Source organism: Vibrio sp. R12-SW3-ISO1, from assembly GCF_059834005.1.
The window spans coordinates 17592-32499 of record NZ_JCBDGK010000028.1 but is presented as its reverse complement, the minus strand read 5'-3'; the positions used below and the strand labels follow the sequence as shown (position 1 = coordinate 32499).

Here is a 14908-nt window from a genome sequence, read left to right as displayed (position 1 = left end):
AGAGTGCGTGATTGGGGCTTACCTGACCCATTACCTGACCCAAAATCGTCAGGTACAAAAAAAGGTTAGTAAACACTACGCTTACTAACCTTCTAGAATCTGGTGGCCCCTCCCAGACTTGAACTGGGGACCAATCGATTATGAGTCGACTGCTCTAACCACTGAGCTAAGGGGCCGTAGGGCATCGATTATAGGGGAAGCCCCTGAAGCTGTCTAGCCGCAAGCATGGCTAAATGCGCTTAGTTTTTATTCACTTAAGTCTACCCATAATAAAAAAGGTGAGCGCTTGCTCACCTTTTCATCAATCATGCGTCTTAGCGTGAATTACTCATCCAAGAAGCTGCGCAGAGTTTCTGAGCGGCTAGGGTGGCGCAATTTACGTAGCGCTTTTGCTTCGATCTGACGAATACGCTCACGCGTTACATCGAATTGCTTACCGACTTCTTCCAGAGTGTGGTCCGTGTTCATGTCGATACCAAAGCGCATACGCAGTACTTTTGCTTCACGAGGTGTGAGGCCGGCCAGTACGTCTTTTGTGGCCACTTTCAAGCTGGTGGCGGTGGCAGAATCGAGAGGCAACTCAAGCGTGGTGTCCTCGATAAAATCACCTAGATGCGAATCTTCATCATCACCGATCGGTGTTTCCATTGAGATTGGCTCTTTGGCGATCTTCAGCACTTTACGGATCTTATCTTCTGGCATCTGCATGCGCTCAGCCAGCTCTTCCGGTAGGGGCTCACGACCCATCTCCTGCAACATTTGACGAGAGATACGGTTGAGTTTGTTGATCGTTTCGATCATGTGTACCGGAATACGGATCGTACGTGCCTGGTCTGCAATCGAGCGAGTGATTGCCTGACGAATCCACCATGTTGCGTAGGTCGAGAATTTGTAACCACGACGGTATTCAAATTTGTCGACCGCTTTCATCAAGCCGATGTTACCTTCTTGGATAAGATCCAAGAACTGTAGACCACGGTTGGTGTATTTCTTCGCAATCGAGATAACCAGACGTAAGTTCGCTTCCACCATCTCTTTCTTCGCACGGCGAGCTTTCGCTTCACCGATCGACATACGGCGGCTGATCTCTTTGATGTTTTGCACCGTCAAAGAGGTCTCTTCTTCAATCGCTTTTAGCTTCATGATCGAGCGGCGGATGTCGTCTTCGCTGCGACGAACTTTCTCTGCGTACGGCTTGTCAGAAGCAAGGATCTCATCAAGCCAAGCGTCGCTAGATTCATTGCCGGTAAAGAGCGTAATGAACGATTTCTTCGGCATTTTGCCGTATTCAACGGCCGCTTTCATGATCAGACGTTCTTGAGTACGAACGCGCTCCATCGAGGTGCGAAGTTCATCGACCAAGTAGTCAAACTGCTTCGGCGTCAGACGGAACTCTTTGAATACGTCGAGGACGAGTTCATGAGCGATTTGCGCTTTCGGACTCTCTTTGCCGTACTCGTTACAGGCGAGCTGGAAGTTCTGGAAGGTATTACGCAGCGACGTGAACTTCTCTAGTGCAAGTTCAGGGTCGATGCCAGTATCTTCTTCAGAGTCATCGTCATCTGAATCGTCCTCATCGTCATCCGCATCTTCTTCGTCTTCATCTTTCAAGTCAGACTCTGCGAGCTCAGAACCGATGTGCGTCGCCGTCGGTGCTGTGGTCTCTTCTGCGTCTGGATCTACAAAGCCAGTGATGAGATCGGTAAGACGAAGCTCTTCCGCTTGTACTTTGTCGAACTGCTCAAGAATGTATGGGATAGTGCCTGGGTATTCGGCAACAGCGTTTTGAACTTGGTTAATACCGTCTTCAATACGCTTAGCGATGTCGATTTCGCCCTCTCGAGTCAGAAGTTCAACCGTACCCATTTCTCGCATGTACATGCGAACTGGGTCAGTTGTGCGGCCAATTTCGTTCTCTACGCTAGAAAGCGCCGCTGCCGCAGCTTCTGCTGCGTCTTCATCGGTAATGGTGTCATCATCATTCAATGCAAGATCATCGGCATCGGGCGCCGTTTCGACGACTCGAATGCCCATGTCGTTGATCATCTGAATGATATCTTCAACCTGCTCGGAATCAACGATTTCTGCTGGCAGGTGGTCGTTTACTTCTGCGTAGGTCAGATAGCCTTGTTCCTTGCCTTTAATGACAAGTTGTTTCAGCTGTGACTGCGGATTTTGATCCATAGACGGTATCCAACTTAGTATCTGGTGAAGGAATTAGTATGCGAGTTGCAAACCACACATAATAACAAATTAATTGATTGCTGACTAATTAAACAGGGTTACGCTTTCAAATCTAGCATCAACGCTAGCAGCTCCCTTCTTTCTTCGGCTGATAAACCGACACTTCTTTCTTTGGCCTGCAGGTTTTCAATTTGTTTTTCGACGCACTGGGCCAGTATTCTGTCCAATGAGTCTAAAAATATATCTTGCTCGTTATCTTCATCGAGCGGGATTTCCCAACTCGCTAAACGAGACAGTAGCGCTTCATGGCTCGTATTTCGCCAGGTCTCTAGCAGCTGGCCTGTGTTGATATTGGGGTGCTGATGACAATATTCAAGCACCTGGGCAAATAAACTTAAACCGGGTACGGGTAACTCTCGGACGCTCGATAAATCCGGTACCATTTGAGCATAGCTCGGATTTTGGATAAGCAAAGCGATCACCTCACGCATGGGTGTGCGTTTGATCTCTTTGTGTGGCTGAGGTCGAGTTTCGCTTTGCTTTTTGCGCGGCTGTCTAAGCTGATTATCGAATCCGGTTCGCTCATCGAGCAATTTTTCTAGCAGTTCTTGAAAATACGGGTCTGGAATCTTATCGATCAGGCTACTGGCGTGCGCGCGCAGTGCTGACTTGCCCTCGTTTGAACCTAAATTGAGGTTGTGAATCTCAATCAGATTATCAAACAAGTAACTGGAAAGCGGCGTAGCCTGCTCCATTTGTTGCTCAAACGCTTCTTTACCGTATTTACGTACGTAACTGTCTGGATCTTCTCCGTCCGGCAGGAAGAGAAACTTCAGCGTGTTGCCTGTTTTTAGGTACTGAAGGGCATTCTCTAGAGCGCGCCATGCGGCTTCTTTACCCGCTCGGTCACCGTCATAACAACAGACCACGGTATGGGTTTGTCGAAACAAAAGCTGGATATGATCACCGGTCGTTGAGGTGCCAAGGGACGCTACGGAATAATCAATACCATATTGCGCGAGGGCAACCACGTCCATATAGCCTTCAACCACGAGGATTTGCTTGGGCTCTCGATACGCCTGCATGACTTCATATAAGCCATAGAGTTCTTTACCTTTGTGGAAAATTGGCGTCTCTGGCGAGTTCAGGTACTTGGGCGTGCCTTCGTCAATAATTCGGCCACCAAAGCCAATCACCCGCCCGCGTCGGTCACGAATCGGGAACATAATACGCCCGCGAAAACGGTCGTAGCGGTTGCCTTTGTCGTTCTCAATCAACATGCCGCCAATGACCAGCATGTCTTGGGTCGCTTTATGCTGACCAAAGTTCTTGCGCACTAAATCCCATTCGTCGGCGACATAGCCAATGCCAAATTTCTGCACGATTTCGCCAGAGAGGCCGCGCTGCTTAAGGTATTCAATCGCAGGCTTGCTGCTAGAGAGCTTAAGCTGGTCACGATAAAACTGCGCGATGGTGCCCATCAAATCGTAGAGGTTGCGCTTTTGTTCGCTGCTGGCTTGCGGTTGATTGCTTCGGTTGAAACGACCATCTTGGCGCTGCTCTCTCGGGACATCTAAACCTAGGAATGAGGCAAGCTCTTCAATGGCTTCGACAAATTCGAGGCGCTCATACTCCATCATAAAGTCGATGGCGTTGCCATGCACACCACAGCCAAAACAGTGGTAAAACTGCTTCTCTTGCGACACGCTGAATGATGGGGTCTTTTCGTTATGGAAAGGGCAGCACGCGCTGTAGTTTTTGCCTTTTTTCTTAAGTTTTACTCGTGCGTCTATGATGTCGACGATATCCAATCGAGCAAGCAGATCATCAATAAAACTACGAGGAATGTGTCCTGCCATAAAACCTTAGAAAAATGCACTAACTAAACAATTGGGGGATAGATACAAACAAGCCGCGCATTCCGAAGGATAGCACGGCTTGTTGTAATAGGCTTGGGTGTGTTAAGCCAGTTTAGCGCGAACTAAACCGCTCACTTTACCCATATCTGCACGTCCTTGAATCTGTGGTTTTAGAACGCCCATTACTTTACCCATGTCTTGCATGCCCGCTGCGCCTGATTCAGTGACTGCATTGTCAATCAATGCGACAACTTCGTCGTCGGTCAGTGGTTGAGGCATAAAATCCTCAAGTACTGTAATTTCGGCTTTTTCTGCATCCGCTAGGTCTTGGCGACCCGCTGATTCATACTGAGCGACAGAATCGCGACGCTGTTTAACCATTTTCGTCAACACAGCAAGAATGTCGTCGTCGTTCAGAGTGACCTGTTCGTCGACTTCACGTTGCTTAATTGCTGACAAAGCTAAACGGATAGTGCCAAGGCGCAATTTGTCCTTGGCTTTCATCGCTAATTTTTGCTCTTCTTTGAGTTGGTCAATCAGAGCCATAACTAGAATCCTTTAGGACTTAGCTATTAGTACAGGCGAACGCGACGAGCGTTTTCGCGAGCTAGCTTCTTAGCGTGACGCTTTTGAGCTGCTGCTTTAGCGCGTTTGCGAACTGTAGTTGGTTTTTCGTAGTGCTCACGACGACGCACTTCAGAAAGGATACCTGCTTTTTCGCAAGAGCGTTTGAAACGACGTAGTGCAACGTCGAACGGTTCGTTTTCACGTACTTTAACTACTGGCATATGCCTTTCACCTCAGGGGTTAATTCGTTAATGCTGACTTCACAGTACCTGCTCAGTTGCAAGGCCTACAATCAGCTTGATCAAAAATGGTGCGGAATTTTAATCCGATCACATTAGCTTTGTAAAGCCTTTTATTGTTTATACACTGTACAAAATTTGTTTGCAGCGCGAAGGCAAGGTAAGATTGCGCCAATTTTGAAATTGAGACAGAGGCATCCAGGGTAAACCATGCGCATTATTGGTATTGAAACCTCGTGTGATGAGACAGGCATAGCCATTTACGATGATGAGAAAGGGCTGCTTTCCCATCAACTCTACAGCCAAGTTAAGCTTCATGCTGACTACGGCGGTGTTGTGCCTGAGTTGGCCTCTCGCGATCACGTTAAAAAGACGATTCCGTTAATTAAAGCGGCGATGAAAGAAGCGGGCGTCACGCCAAAAGAGATTGATGGTATTGCTTACACCGCTGGCCCAGGTCTTGTGGGTGCGCTGCTGGTTGGGGCGACCATTGGTCGCAGTCTCGCGTACGCTTGGGGTGTGCCAGCCGTGCCCGTACATCATATGGAAGGGCATTTGCTCGCGCCGATGCTAGAGGAGAACCCGCCGCCGTTTCCGTTTGTTGCGGTGTTGGTCTCAGGTGGCCACTCGATGATGGTCGAAGTAAAAGGGATTGGCGAGTACAAAATCTTAGGTGAGTCGATTGATGACGCCGCGGGGGAAGCCTTTGATAAAACCGCAAAACTGATGGGGCTAGATTACCCAGGTGGTCCGCTGCTGTCGAAACTGGCCGAGAAAGGCACGCCGGGCCGATTTAAGTTTCCGCGCCCTATGACGGATCGCCCGGGCCTTGATATGAGCTTCTCTGGCTTGAAAACATTCACGGCCAATACGATTGCCGCTAATGGCGATGATGAACAAACCCGCGCGGATATTGCTCTAGCGTTTGAAGAGGCCGTGTGCGCGACGTTAACCATCAAATGTAAGCGAGCGTTGGAACAAACCGGCTTTAAGCGCATCGTTATTGCCGGTGGCGTGAGTGCTAATAAGCGTTTGCGAGCTGATTTAGCTGCGCTGGCGAAAAAAATTGGTGGGGAAGTCTATTATCCGCGCACGGAATTTTGTACCGATAATGGCGCGATGATCGCGTTTGCGGGTATGCAGCGTCTTAAAAACGGTGAGGTAGCGGATTTGGCGGTTCAAGCGACGCCGCGATGGCCCATCGATACTCTGCAACCACTGCGCGGCGCAGAATAATCGCTGGATTCTTCGTTCGGTTCAATGGAATACATCGTGTTTAGAGGCTTCTTGGTGGAAGCCTTTTTTTATGCCTGCTTCTTTTCACCTACTTTGGGCTCGGTGCCCGCAAACAGGCGTTTAATGTTTTGATGATGACGCAAGACAATCAGACAACACAGCATGGCGACTGGCAAGGTGTATTGCGGCTTGACCATCCATGTATAAAACGGGGCCAGCAGCACGGTGACAATCGCCGCTAACGAAGAGTAGCGAAAGATCAGCGCAACGCTGAGCCAAGTGGCGATGATCATGCCTGTTAAATCCAAACCAATGGGGGCTATTGCACCCAATGCGGTAGCCACGCCTTTCCCACCTTTAAAGTGAAAGAAGATGGGGTACATGTGACCCAAGCAGGCAGCAATTGCAACAACACCAAGAATGATTGGATCAATGTGCAAAAAGTACCCACCCCATACTGGAATAGTGCCCTTGAGCATGTCGCACAGTAATACCGCGATAGCGGCTTTTTTGCCCCCAATACGCAACACATTGGTGGCGCCGGGGTTGTGTGAGCCTTGCTTTCTGGGGTCGGGGAGTTTGAGGAGACGACAAATCAGCACCGCACTTGAGATTGAGCCTAATAAATAGGCGCAAATGATCAAGATGAGGGCAAGTGGTGTCATTCGAATTCACTCATAGTCAGCAAGGGTGAGGTAAACCAGTCATTGATATTCTGTTGCGTTTAACTGGTATCATATCGCGGCTTCGCGACTTAAACTACTGACACTGAGCGCCAGAGCAGTAAAATAGTACGACTTTTTATGAGAAATGGGTATCCGACCTCTCCTCGGATCAAACAGGACAGCAGTGACCATGGATAAAGTATTTATTGAGCAGTTAGAAGTCATCACCACCATTGGCGTGTACGACTGGGAACAACAAATTAAACAAAAATTGGTGTTGGACATTGAAATGGCGCACGACAACCGCCCCGCAGGTAAAAGCGATGATGTGGTGGACGCCTTAGATTACGCCAAGGTGAGTGAAGCGGTATTGAACCACATTGAGCAAGGCCGTTTTTTGTTGGTTGAGCGTGTGGCGGAAGAGGTCGCGGAGTTAGTCATGACCACCTTTAATGTACCCTGGATTCGCATTCGACTAGCCAAGCCGGGCGCGGTGGCACAGGCCAAAGCTGTGGGTGTGGTGATTGAGAGAGGCAAGGCATGATCACCGCATACATTGGCGTCGGTTCCAATGTGGAGAGAAAAAAGCACATCAAGGCGGCGATTGATGAGTTACGCCATTTAGGCAAAGGATTAAGGCTGTCGACCATTTACGAGTGCCCGTCGGTCGGATTTGACGGAGACCGTTTCTATAATTTGGTCGTTGAGTTGCAAACGACTGAAAATCTGACAAAATTTTCACGCTCTCTGCGCGATATTGAGCTTAAATGGGGCCGCTGTGAACACGCAGAAAAATTTCAGCCTCGCACTATCGATCTGGACATTCTGCTGTTTGGTGATGAAGTTTCTGCGCAATCGCCCCAGATTCCGCGCAAAGACATTTATCACTACGCGTTTGTTCTCAAACCATTGGCGGAGCTTTGCCCCGATAGGGTCATTCCCGGTGATGGCCGACAAGTGCAAGAACTCCAGCAACAACTGAATTTAACCACGCCATTGACCGCCGTTCCGATGTGGTTCGATGACACCACCCAATGAGATATCCATGAGTTATTTTGAAGCCTTTATTTTGGCCTTGATCCAAGGTCTGACCGAGTTTTTGCCCATCTCCAGCTCTGCGCACTTAATTTTGCCTTCCGCCATTTTAGGTTGGGATGACCAAGGCTTAGCGTTTGATGTCGCGGTACACGTGGGTACGTTAGCGGCGGTCATTATTTATTTCCGCCAAGAAGTGGTGACACTGCTCTCGTCCTTTTTTGCGTCCATTTTTAGAGCAGAGCGCAGCAAAGAAGCCAAATTGGCGTGGATGATTCTATTAGCCACGATTCCGGCCTGTATCTTCGGGCTACTGATGAAAGACATCATTGAGATCTACTTGCGCAGTGCCTGGGTGATTGCCACCACCACCATAGTGTTTGGTTTGTTGCTCTGGTGGGTGGATAAAACCGCCACGCTGACCGATGATGAATACCAAGCGGGTTGGAAAAAGGCGCTCTTTATTGGTCTTGCGCAAGCGATGGCGATGATTCCGGGTACCTCACGTTCTGGCGCAACGATGACGGCAGCGCTCTATCTAGGCTTTACTCGCGAAGCCGCGGCGCGTTTTTCGTTTTTGATGTCTATCCCTATCATTCTTCTTGCCGGCGGTTACTTAGGTCTTAAGTTGGTGATCAGCGATGAGCCTATCCACACTGGTTTCCTATTAACGGGCATTGTCACGTCATTTGTCAGCGCTTACCTCTGTATTCACTTCTTCTTGAAGCTGATTTCAAAAATGGGTATGACGCCATTTGTGATTTACCGTTTGCTTTTGGGTGTCGGTTTGTTTGCTTTTCTGCTGACTCGCTAATCCCACTCTTCTCAGACCACATAGATAATCCGTACCTCGCTTGAGGGGCAACATTGTGATATATATGTGGTCTTTCTTTATCTCTCATCTTTGATTGACATTATGCGTGTTTTTGCTCTGACTCTATTGCTGATTTTAGGCTGGCTACAATATGAGTTGTGGCTGGGTAAGAATGGCGTGGCCGACTACCAAGCGGTCAGTGCAGAAATCGACGTTCAACATCAAGTCAATGCGAGCCTCCAATCTCGCAACAATGAAATGTTCGCCGAAATTGACGATTTACGCCAAGGACTTGATGCCATCGAAGAGCGTGCTCGGCATGAGCTGGGCATGGTGAAAGAAGGAGAAACCTTCTATCGCATCATTGGAGAGGACAACTAAATGTCAGGCAGCCATTTTGCTGGCAAAATTACTGCGATTGTCCCCGCGGCGGGCGTGGGCAAACGCATGCAGGCGGATCGTCCCAAGCAGTATCTAGAGATCTTGGGTAAAACCGTTCTTGAGCACACCCTCTCGCGTCTACTTTCTCACCCAGATATTGAACATGTTGTCGTCGCGATTAGCGATGGCGATCCTTACTTTGAACAGCTACCCATTGCGACTCACCCCAAGGTGATTCGTGTCAGTGGTGGTAGTGAGCGCGCTGATTCTGTGCTGCGTGGGCTCGAGTATGTTTCTCAGCATCAGATGTCACCTTGGGTGTTAGTGCATGATGCGGCCAGACCTTGTGTGAAATTAGCGGATATTTCTCATCTGATTGAGCGCTGCTTAGCTGAGCAAATCGGAGGCATTCTTGCCATGCCGGTACGAGATACCATGAAACGAGCTGCTCATCACAACGCCGTCAGCAATACGGTGGATTACACCGTCGATAGAGAGGGGCTGTGGCATGCCCTGACACCGCAGATGTACCCGACTCACACCTTGACCCAAGCGCTGAGCAAGGCGTTGCAAGCTCAGGCCGTCATTACGGACGAAGCCTCCGCGATTGAGTGGAGTGGCGGAGCATCACTGCTAGTACCTGGAAGCGGCGACAATATTAAAATCACCCAACCAGAGGATCTGGCTCTGGCAGAGTTTTATTTGCAGAGGGAACAGACCCTTTGCCTCGAATAAATGAAAGGACATAACACGATGATTCGAATCGGTCACGGTTTTGACGTGCACAAATTTGGCGGAGAAGGCCCAGTCATCATTGGCGGTGTTGCCATTCCTTACGAGCAAGGTTTGATTGCTCACTCCGATGGCGATGTGGCGCTGCACGCACTGTGCGATGCACTGTTGGGCGCGATTGCTGCCGGTGATATTGGTCGCCATTTCCCTGATACCGATGATGAGTGGAAAGGCGCGGACAGCCGTTTTCTTCTGCGCGATGTGTACCAACGAGTACAAGCGCAGGGGTATGTGCTGGGTAATGCTGACATCACCATCATTGCTCAAGCACCGAAAATGGCGCCATATATCGAATCGATGTGCCAAACCATCGCACAAGATTTGGACACCGACGTCACCAACATTAATGTCAAAGCGACCACCACAGAGCGTCTCGGCTTTACTGGGCGCAAAGAAGGCATTGCCAGCGAAGCAGTTGTGCTGCTGGTTAAAGCGTAATTTCTAGCTATTTTTCAACAGCGGACGGTCACAAGTCCGGCCGCTGGCTAAACGGAACTCTATTCATGTCTGATTTACTTTCTTCGTTGGCGTACCTCAATGGTCAGCCTGTCGCCACCGGCGTACTCAAAGCGCAACCCGAGCACTTTCAAGTACGCGAAAACTTAGGGTTCTCGTTTAGTGGTACGGGTGAGCACCTAATGGTGCGTATTCGCAAAACCGGCGAGAACACCAGCTTTGTGGCTAATGAACTGGCCAAAGCGTGCGGGGTGAAATCGAAAGACGTCAGTTGGGCAGGGCTTAAGGATCGTCATGCAGTCACAGAGCAGTGGCTGAGTGTGCATCTACCTAAAGGCGAGACACCAGACTTTAGCGCCTTTCTGGCGGCGTACCCGAGTATCGAAATTCTTGCCACAGACCGACACCATAAAAAGTTGCGTCCCGGAGACTTAATCGGTAATGACTTTCGCTTAACGTTAACCCAAGTATCCGACATGCCATCGGTGCTGTCTCGATTGGAGAAGGTGCAAGCGAAAGGGGTTCCCAACTACTTTGGCAGTCAGCGTTTTGGTCACGATGGCAATAACCTCACTGAAGCCAGACGTTGGGGAAGAGACAATGTCCGTACTCGTAACCAAAACAAACGCAGTCTCTACCTCTCTGCTGCTCGCTCTTGGGTGTTTAACACCATCGTCTCCGCGCGGATTGAACAAGCGCTATTGAACACCTGTATTGCGGGCGATATTGTCTACCAAGGCAATGAAACGCGCCTTGTCACGCCTGAAGAGTGCGAGGCGTTCAATGCGCAGTTGCAGCGTGGTGAGGTGGCATTAACCGCTGCGCTCGCGGGTGACAATGCCTTACCCACTCAGCACGAGGCGCTCGCACTTGAACAACCGCTGCTTGATAATGAGCCAGATCTCATGGCGTTGATTCGTGGTAATCGTATGCGTCACGATCGCCGAGAGGTGTTATTGAAGCCTGAGAATCTGACTTGGTCCGTCGATGGTGACAGCTTAACGCTCGACTTCTCATTGGATGCAGGCAGCTTTGCGACTGCTATTCTGCGAGAGTTGCTCATTGCGACGGAAAAAGAACGCCATTACGCTAATGACAGCAAGGCCAATGACAGCCAGGACAATGACAGTCAGTAGCCGGTAGGGCCATGTGCCCTCTTTCAACAGGAAGTGACAGGACTTATGACAGCCAACACACTGAGAGTATTGATCAGTAACGATGATGGCGTGCATGCGAAGGGCATACACGCGCTCGCGCAGGCACTGAGTGACATCGCCGAAGTGACGATCGTCGCGCCAGATAGAAACCGCTCAGGCGCATCCAACTCGTTAACCCTAGAGCAGCCTTTGAGGGTGACTCGCATCGCCGAGCGTACTTACTCCGTACAAGGAACGCCGACCGACTGTGTTCACTTTGCGCTTAATGAGCTGATGAAAGACGATCTGCCGGATCTGGTGCTAGCGGGCATTAACCATGGTGCAAATCTTGGGGATGATGTGCTCTACTCTGGCACGGTAGCGGCGGCGATGGAAGGGCACTTTCTCGGTGTTCAGGCGATCGCCTTTTCACTGGTGGGGCAGCGCCATTTTGACACGGCTGCGCACATTGCCAAACAGCTGGTGTTGCAGCACGGACGACGCCCTATTCCCACTAACCGACTGTTAAACGTCAATATTCCCGACGTTGAGCTCTCCGCGCTAAAAGGCTCAAAAGTAACCCGTTTAGGTGCGCGCCATCACGCGGAAGCAATGATAAAACAGCAAGATCCTCGTGGTCATGATATTTATTGGTTAGGCCCACCAGGAAAAGAGCAGGATGCGGGTGAAGGAACCGACTTTTATGCTATCGAACATGGCTTTGTCTCCATTACACCGCTGCAAGTAGATTTGACCGCTCATGAATCGCTGATGAGCATGGATAATTGGTTAAAGGACAAGTAACAATGGTAAACCCACATGCCGACAGATTAATTGACTTTCTTGTCGCGAGTGGCATTCAAGATCAACGCGTATTAGATGCCATCTATCGATTGCCTCGTGAGCAGTTTGTGTCACAGGCGATGATGCATCAAGCATACGATAATAATGCGCTGCCGATTGGCGCTGGGCAGACCATCTCTCAGCCGTATATCGTGGCGAAAATGACCGAACTGTTGGCTCTGAATCGAGACAGCAAAGTGCTGGAAGTTGGCACTGGGTCTGGTTACCAAACCGCAGTACTGGCTCAACTGGTCGATCACGTCTTCTCCATTGAGCGGATTAAGGCGTTGCAATGGGAAGCTAAACGACGTTTAAAGCAGCTCGACATTTATAACATCTCCACCAAGCACGGTGATGGTTGGCAAGGTTGGCCAGCGAAAGGCCCATTTGATGCCATTATTGTCACAGCGGCAGCGGAGTCTGTGCCACAGGCACTGCTCTCACAACTCAGTGAGGGCGGCACCATGGTCATTCCTGTTGGTGTCGAGCAGCAACAACTGTACAAAATCACCCGACAGGGTGAGGCGTTCTCCACAGAGCCCATAGAGATGGTGCGTTTTGTTCCTTTAGTCGCAGGTGAATTGGCGTAGGCATGAGCTTGAGAAGGTGTGTGTGGCTGATACTGGTATTCAGTGCGCTGTATGGCTGCGCTGCACACTCGCCTGCTCCTGTGTCTGGGTTAAACAAAGATTATGGGTCTGTCACTCGTGGCAGTTATCGCGGCAGCTATTACGAAGTAGAAAAAGGCGATACGCTATACTTTATAGCCTACGTCACAGATAAAGATGTAAACGATATTATTCGTTACAACGGCTTGACTGAGCCCTACACCATTTACCCCGGTCAAAAACTCAACTTATGGCGTAGTGCCTACAAAGCGCCCGCTTTTGGTGGGACGGGGGCTGGTGCCGTAACTGCGCCTGTCGCTGTAGTTGCCGTTACCCCATCCACTCCGAATTCAAGTAAAAACTCTAATCAATCAGTTACATCGCAAAACAGCAGCAGTCAGAAAAACGTCACCCAAACGCCACCTAAAAAGAGTATTGATCAATCAAAATCAAAGGAGTATGTTGAACCTAAGAAGCAACAAAGTGTTAACAAAAACGCCAATACTGCCTCTAGCAGTAAAGCGAGTAACACGGCTTCTAATCAAAAGGTTTCCAAATGGTTATGGCCAACAAAAGGGAGGGTAATCAAAAACTTTTCTGCTGGCGATCAGGGAAATAAAGGCATTGATATCGCAGGACAGCGTGGTCAATCCATCGTATCGACAGCAAGTGGCACTGTCGTCTATTCAGGCAACGCACTGCGCGGCTACGGTAATCTGGTGATTATCAAACATAACGATAACTATCTAAGTGCGTATGCACACAACGACAAGTTGCTAGTACATGAAGGACAAAGTGTTAAGGCTGGTCAAAAAATAGCAACAATGGGCAGCTCCGGAACGAACAGCGTTCGTTTGCATTTTGAAATTCGCTATCAAGGTAAGTCGGTCGATCCGAAACGATACTTACCTTAAATTTACTTTACTGACCGGGTAAATTAGCGACATTAGAGGTAGTAATGTCTTGCTAGCTCGCCAAGGGGAGGCGCCATGAGTATCAGCAATACAGCAACGAAAGTCGAAGAGTTTGATATTGAGCAGGAAGCACAACTAGATACGCTTCAAGGCAGCAATGAACTCACCTCATCCAAATCTGAGAGTGTCAAAGAGGAGTTTGACGCTTCATCGAAAAGCCTAGATGCCACACAGCTTTACCTTGGCGAAATCGGCTTCTCACCCCTATTAACCGCAGAGGAAGAAGTCCTCTACGCAAGACGTGCATTACGTGGCGATGAAGCAGCGCGTAAACGTATGATCGAAAGTAACTTGCGTTTGGTTGTGAAAATCTCCCGTCGTTATAGCAACCGTGGCCTTGCTCTCTTGGATCTTATTGAAGAAGGGAACTTGGGATTGATTCGCGCGGTAGAAAAATTCGACCCAGAACGCGGATTCCGTTTCTCGACTTACGCGACGTGGTGGATACGTCAAACCATTGAACGTGCGCTCATGAACCAAACTCGTACCATTCGTCTACCTATTCATGTGGTGAAAGAGCTCAACATCTATCTACGTACTGCGCGTGAGTTGTCGCAAAAACTCGACCATGAGCCGACTGCTGAAGAAATTGCTCAGCAACTGGATAAGCCAGTTGATGACGTGAGTAAAATGCTGCGTCTTAATGAACGCATTAGCTCAGTGGATACGCCTATTGGTGGCGACGGTGAGAAAGCGCTGTTGGACATCATCCCAGATGCCAACAACTCAGACCCAGAAATTTCCACTCAAGACGATGACATCAAAAATTCATTGATCCATTGGCTGGACGAGCTCAATCCGAAACAAAAAGAAGTGTTAGCACGCCGCTTTGGTCTACTTGGCTACGAGCCTTCAACACTTGAAGAAGTCGGGCGTGAGATCAACCTCACCCGTGAGCGGGTGCGCCAAATCCAAGTGGAAGGTCTGCGTCGTTTACGTGAGCTGCTGGTTAAACAAGGTCTCAACATGGAGAACTTGTTTGGTGTGACCGAAGAGTAACGACAGACGTATAATGGAAGAGATATAACGATAGACACATAATCCATAATCAGAGATATAGATAGAGTGTCTTAATCAGAAAAAAGCCTTGGTACCCCAAGGCTTTTTTGATCGTGCCGT

The 14908-nt window shown here is 49.3% G+C and carries 17 protein-coding genes and 1 tRNA gene; 12 read left to right on the top strand and 6 right to left on the bottom strand.

The window, feature by feature from the left end; all coding sequences use genetic code 11:
• Nucleotides 1–100: 100 nt before the first annotated feature.
• From AC6R0R_RS08565 to rpsU, 5 genes are all read right to left on the bottom strand, one after another.
• Nucleotides 101–176, bottom strand: a tRNA-Ile gene (locus AC6R0R_RS08565).
• A gap of 148 nt (nt 177–324) precedes the next feature.
• A complete protein-coding gene (gene rpoD, locus AC6R0R_RS08560) occupies nt 325–2184 on the bottom strand; it encodes an RNA polymerase sigma factor RpoD (RefSeq protein WP_500626386.1) in 1860 nt (619 codons plus the stop codon).
• A gap of 98 nt (nt 2185–2282) precedes the next feature.
• Nucleotides 2283–4043, bottom strand: a complete 1761-nt coding sequence (gene dnaG, locus AC6R0R_RS08555) for a DNA primase (protein ID WP_500626385.1) — start codon at nt 4041–4043, stop codon at nt 2283–2285.
• Nucleotides 4044–4145: 102 nt separating this feature from the next.
• Complete coding sequence (locus AC6R0R_RS08550) at nt 4146–4589, bottom strand: GatB/YqeY domain-containing protein (RefSeq protein WP_500626384.1); 444 nt, start codon at nt 4587–4589, stop codon at nt 4146–4148.
• Between the two features lie 26 nt (nt 4590–4615).
• Nucleotides 4616–4831, bottom strand: a complete 216-nt coding sequence (rpsU, locus tag AC6R0R_RS08545) for a 30S ribosomal protein S21 (RefSeq protein WP_001145625.1) — start codon at nt 4829–4831, stop codon at nt 4616–4618.
• Between the two features lie 228 nt (nt 4832–5059).
• Here rpsU and tsaD point away from each other — a divergent pair, with 228 nt between their 5' ends.
• Nucleotides 5060–6085 carry a tRNA (adenosine(37)-N6)-threonylcarbamoyltransferase complex transferase subunit TsaD gene (tsaD, locus tag AC6R0R_RS08540; RefSeq protein WP_500626383.1) on the top strand — a complete coding sequence of 342 codons (1026 nt, stop codon included), beginning with the start codon at nt 5060–5062 and terminating at the stop codon, nt 6083–6085.
• Between the two features lie 68 nt (nt 6086–6153).
• On the opposite strand, the gene plsY is transcribed toward tsaD, so the two are convergent.
• On the bottom strand, nt 6154–6750 hold the full coding sequence (gene plsY / locus AC6R0R_RS08535) for a glycerol-3-phosphate 1-O-acyltransferase PlsY (RefSeq protein WP_487902140.1): 597 nt from the start codon (nt 6748–6750) through the stop codon (nt 6154–6156).
• Between the two features lie 184 nt (nt 6751–6934).
• On the opposite strand from plsY, the gene folB reads away from it, so the two are divergent.
• The 11 genes from folB (at nt 6935) to rpoS (ending at nt 14788) form a co-directional block, all read left to right on the top strand.
• A complete protein-coding gene (folB, locus tag AC6R0R_RS08530) occupies nt 6935–7294 on the top strand; it encodes a bifunctional dihydroneopterin aldolase/7,8-dihydroneopterin epimerase (protein ID WP_500626382.1) in 360 nt (119 codons plus the stop codon).
• Nucleotides 7291–7788, top strand: a complete 498-nt coding sequence (folK, locus tag AC6R0R_RS08525; RefSeq protein WP_500626381.1) for a 2-amino-4-hydroxy-6-hydroxymethyldihydropteridine diphosphokinase — start codon at nt 7291–7293, stop codon at nt 7786–7788. The genes folB and folK overlap by 4 nt, the downstream gene beginning before the upstream one ends.
• 7 nt (nt 7789–7795) lie before the next feature.
• The gene (locus AC6R0R_RS08520) at nt 7796–8599 is read left to right on the top strand and encodes an undecaprenyl-diphosphate phosphatase (protein ID WP_500626380.1); all 804 of its coding nucleotides are present in this window, start codon (nt 7796–7798) and stop codon (nt 8597–8599) included.
• 102 nt (nt 8600–8701) lie between these two features.
• Nucleotides 8702–8980: a cell division protein FtsB gene (ftsB, locus tag AC6R0R_RS08515; protein ID WP_334553629.1), complete on the top strand. Its 279-nt coding sequence runs from the start codon at nt 8702–8704 to the stop codon at nt 8978–8980.
• Nucleotides 8981–9715, top strand: coding sequence for a 2-C-methyl-D-erythritol 4-phosphate cytidylyltransferase (gene ispD / locus AC6R0R_RS08510; protein ID WP_500626379.1), 735 nt, complete (start codon nt 8981–8983; stop codon nt 9713–9715).
• A gap of 18 nt (nt 9716–9733) precedes the next feature.
• Nucleotides 9734–10210 (top strand): 2-C-methyl-D-erythritol 2,4-cyclodiphosphate synthase, encoded by a 477-nt coding sequence (gene ispF, locus AC6R0R_RS08505; RefSeq protein WP_487902134.1) that lies wholly within the window; start codon nt 9734–9736, stop codon nt 10208–10210.
• A gap of 65 nt (nt 10211–10275) precedes the next feature.
• A complete protein-coding gene (truD, locus tag AC6R0R_RS08500) occupies nt 10276–11364 on the top strand; it encodes a tRNA pseudouridine(13) synthase TruD (protein ID WP_500626378.1) in 1089 nt (362 codons plus the stop codon).
• A 45-nt stretch (nt 11365–11409) separates the two neighbouring features.
• Nucleotides 11410–12168: a 5'/3'-nucleotidase SurE gene (surE, locus tag AC6R0R_RS08495; protein WP_500626377.1), complete on the top strand. Its 759-nt coding sequence runs from the start codon at nt 11410–11412 to the stop codon at nt 12166–12168.
• A gap of 2 nt (nt 12169–12170) precedes the next feature.
• Complete coding sequence (locus AC6R0R_RS08490) at nt 12171–12797, top strand: protein-L-isoaspartate(D-aspartate) O-methyltransferase (RefSeq protein ID WP_487902131.1); 627 nt, start codon at nt 12171–12173, stop codon at nt 12795–12797.
• Nucleotides 12798–12799: 2 nt separating this feature from the next.
• Nucleotides 12800–13729 carry a murein hydrolase activator NlpD gene (gene nlpD / locus AC6R0R_RS08485; protein ID WP_500626376.1) on the top strand — a complete coding sequence of 310 codons (930 nt, stop codon included), beginning with the start codon at nt 12800–12802 and terminating at the stop codon, nt 13727–13729.
• 75 nt (nt 13730–13804) lie between these two features.
• Nucleotides 13805–14788, top strand: a complete 984-nt coding sequence (rpoS, locus tag AC6R0R_RS08480) for an RNA polymerase sigma factor RpoS (RefSeq protein ID WP_487902129.1) — start codon at nt 13805–13807, stop codon at nt 14786–14788.
• Nucleotides 14789–14908: the final 120 nt, after the last annotated feature.

What these genes read in the sequence shown, in the direction of transcription:
- rpoD (WP_500626386.1), bottom strand. Translation starts at nt 2,184, where the DNA reads ATGGATCAAAATCCGCAGTCACAGCTGAAACAACTTGTCATTAAAGGC.
- dnaG (WP_500626385.1), bottom strand. Translation starts at nt 4,043, where the DNA reads ATGGCAGGACACATTCCTCGTAGTTTTATTGATGATCTGCTTGCTCGA.
- AC6R0R_RS08550 (WP_500626384.1), bottom strand. Translation starts at nt 4,589, where the DNA reads ATGGCTCTGATTGACCAACTCAAAGAAGAGCAAAAATTAGCGATGAAA.
- rpsU (WP_001145625.1), bottom strand. Translation starts at nt 4,831, where the DNA reads ATGCCAGTAGTTAAAGTACGTGAAAACGAACCGTTCGACGTTGCACTA.
- tsaD (WP_500626383.1), top strand. Translation starts at nt 5,060, where the DNA reads ATGCGCATTATTGGTATTGAAACCTCGTGTGATGAGACAGGCATAGCC.
- plsY (WP_487902140.1), bottom strand. Translation starts at nt 6,750, where the DNA reads ATGACACCACTTGCCCTCATCTTGATCATTTGCGCCTATTTATTAGGC.
- folK (WP_500626381.1), top strand. Translation starts at nt 7,291, where the DNA reads ATGATCACCGCATACATTGGCGTCGGTTCCAATGTGGAGAGAAAAAAG.
- AC6R0R_RS08520 (WP_500626380.1), top strand. Translation starts at nt 7,796, where the DNA reads ATGAGTTATTTTGAAGCCTTTATTTTGGCCTTGATCCAAGGTCTGACC.
- ftsB (WP_334553629.1), top strand. Translation starts at nt 8,702, where the DNA reads ATGCGTGTTTTTGCTCTGACTCTATTGCTGATTTTAGGCTGGCTACAA.
- ispD (WP_500626379.1), top strand. Translation starts at nt 8,981, where the DNA reads ATGTCAGGCAGCCATTTTGCTGGCAAAATTACTGCGATTGTCCCCGCG.
- ispF (WP_487902134.1), top strand. Translation starts at nt 9,734, where the DNA reads ATGATTCGAATCGGTCACGGTTTTGACGTGCACAAATTTGGCGGAGAA.
- truD (WP_500626378.1), top strand. Translation starts at nt 10,276, where the DNA reads ATGTCTGATTTACTTTCTTCGTTGGCGTACCTCAATGGTCAGCCTGTC.
- surE (WP_500626377.1), top strand. Translation starts at nt 11,410, where the DNA reads ATGACAGCCAACACACTGAGAGTATTGATCAGTAACGATGATGGCGTG.
- AC6R0R_RS08490 (WP_487902131.1), top strand. Translation starts at nt 12,171, where the DNA reads ATGGTAAACCCACATGCCGACAGATTAATTGACTTTCTTGTCGCGAGT.
- nlpD (WP_500626376.1), top strand. Translation starts at nt 12,800, where the DNA reads ATGAGCTTGAGAAGGTGTGTGTGGCTGATACTGGTATTCAGTGCGCTG.
- rpoS (WP_487902129.1), top strand. Translation starts at nt 13,805, where the DNA reads ATGAGTATCAGCAATACAGCAACGAAAGTCGAAGAGTTTGATATTGAG.